The 2100-nt window shown below is 61.0% G+C and carries 2 protein-coding genes; both read left to right on the top strand.

Features of this window, described 5'->3' with window-relative positions:
- A partial coding sequence (locus RAC79_RS25550) for a type VI secretion system Vgr family protein (RefSeq protein WP_374997694.1) occupies positions 1 to 1059 on the top strand: 1059 nt, incomplete at its 5' end.
- 97 nt (positions 1060 to 1156) lie between these two features.
- Positions 1157 to 2100 (top strand): DUF2169 domain-containing protein (locus RAC79_RS25545; RefSeq protein ID WP_374997693.1); only part of this gene is annotated, 944 nt, incomplete at its 3' end.

The raw sequence follows: 2100 nt of genomic DNA, 5'->3' as shown, positions 1-2100 counted from the left end.
CAATATGGCCGCATCAAGCTGTGGTTCCCGTGGGACCGCAAGGCGAAGAAGGATGGCACGGATACGTGCTGGGTTCGTGTCAGCCAGGCATGGGGCGGCGGCACATGGGGTGCGCAGGTCATTCCACGCATCGGCATGGAGGTGATGGTCGCCTTTGTCGATGGCGACCCGGATAAGCCGCTGGTCATCGGCGTGGTCAACAATCCGGCCAATTCCGTGCCTTACGACCTGCCGGCCAACAAGACGCGCATGGTGCTGCGCTCCAACAGCCACAAGGGCGACGGTTTCAACGAAATCACCTTCGAGGATGAGGCCGGCAAGGAGAACCAGTTTTTCCACGCCCAGAAGGACCAGACGACGCGGGTTCTGAATGACCGGACCAAGCGCATCGACCGGCATGAGGTCGCCTCGGTCGGCGGCAACCGCGCGGTGGAAGTTTCCGGCAACCAGAAACACGAGATCGGCGGCTCGGTAAACACCGTCGTCGGCGGAACGGGGCCGATGGCGATGATGGCCATGGCCGGCGTGCAGGCGCTCTCCGGGCAGACGGCGGGGCTGCTTTCGCAGGCCGCCCAGATCGCCGGCGGCGGTGGCCCGGGTGTCGCGGCCTTCGCCACCACGCTCGCCTCATCCGCACTCGGCTTCCTCGGCGCAGGCGGTCTTTCCTCGCGTGAGGGGGTCGTTTCCGGCCCGAGCCCGCGCGCGGATGCGGGTACGGCGCTAGCCGGCTCCGGCTCGGGCGTCGGTTCCGATGCTTCGGGATTGTTTCCGCTGCCGGGCATCATGAACACGATCGTCGGGGCGTTCAAATCCGATAGCGTCGGTGTGGCGCGGGCTGAACAGATCGGGGTCAGCAAGGTTACGAATGTAGGCCAGACGTCGCTGGAGAGCGTCGGAAAGTTCAAGAAGATTGCAGTCGGTGAAGAGTTCGTCATCGAATGCGGCGATTCCAAATTCATCATGAAGGCGAATGGCGAGGTCATCATTCTTGGCAAGACCTTCAATTTCGTGGCGACGGATCATTTTCAGCTTCGCGGCAAGCCGATCGATCTGAACTGACGGAGGCCGGGTCTTGGAACTTCAGAACCGCCTGCCGTTTCCCGCCATGGCTTTCCGTCAGTTCGATGCCGAAGGAGGGCTCGATTGTATCGTCTCCGTGCGTGCAACATTCACGCATGCTCAGGGCGGTTCGCTGGATGTCGCAGCCGAGCAGGAAAGTTTCCAGTGGGAGGATGCCTATGAGGGCGATCCGCACCAGACCGTCCTCCTGCGCCAAAGCGACCTTACCCCGGACAAGCCCGGCACGGATATAACCTTTCTCGGGAATGCGTGGTCTGCGAGTGGCGAGCCGGAGAAATCCTGGCGTGCCTCCATCCGTGTTGGTGGAATTTTCAAGGAAATCGAGGTTTTCGGCAAACGCTTCTGGCAACCTGTCGTTAAGGAGAAATGGGCAGGTTTTTCTGCCAGGGAAGCCAAACGTGTCATAGCGGATTGGAAACTGAGCGATCCTGAACCGACTAGAAACGTGGCCATATGCTGGCGCAACGCTTATGGCGGCGCGATCCCTGGCACAGGTGACGCGGGGACGGAAACACCGATTGACGTGGAGCGCCGAAATCCGCTTGGGTGCGGCATCGTCAATCTTGAGATGCCTGCCGACGCCGGGCCTGTTCCAGCTCCGCAGATCGCTGCCGTTGGTGAGCATTCCGATTGGCGGAGCACGCCGGAACCGCAGGGATTTGGACTCGTTTCGCCTTGGTGGCAGTTCCGTCAGCAATATTCCGGAACTTATGACGACGGTTGGCGGGAGGAGAGGCACCCCCTCTTGCCGCGTGATTTTGATCCACGCTTCTGGCAGGCGGCCCATCCTGATCTCATCGCGACGCCTCACCTCAAGGGTGACGAGAACTACGAGCTCGTTAATCTGAGTTCTCAGCATCCGGTCGCGAAAGGCTCGTTGCCTGGCCTTACCCTCGGTGTCCATTGCTCTCGCGAAGATCGCGACGAATGGCATGTGCTGAAGCTCGATGGCGTGCAATTCGACTGGCGCAATGACGGACGGGTGCTTCTGACCTGGCGCATCAGGTTTCCTCTTCCCGA

The sequence above is a fragment of the Agrobacterium sp. LR_9 genome, from assembly GCF_041954855.1.
In the GTDB taxonomy this organism is placed as follows: domain Bacteria; phylum Pseudomonadota; class Alphaproteobacteria; order Rhizobiales; family Rhizobiaceae; genus Agrobacterium; species Agrobacterium leguminum.
Note: the sequence above shows the minus strand (reverse complement) of the source record. Positions and strands in the feature narration are given on the sequence as shown.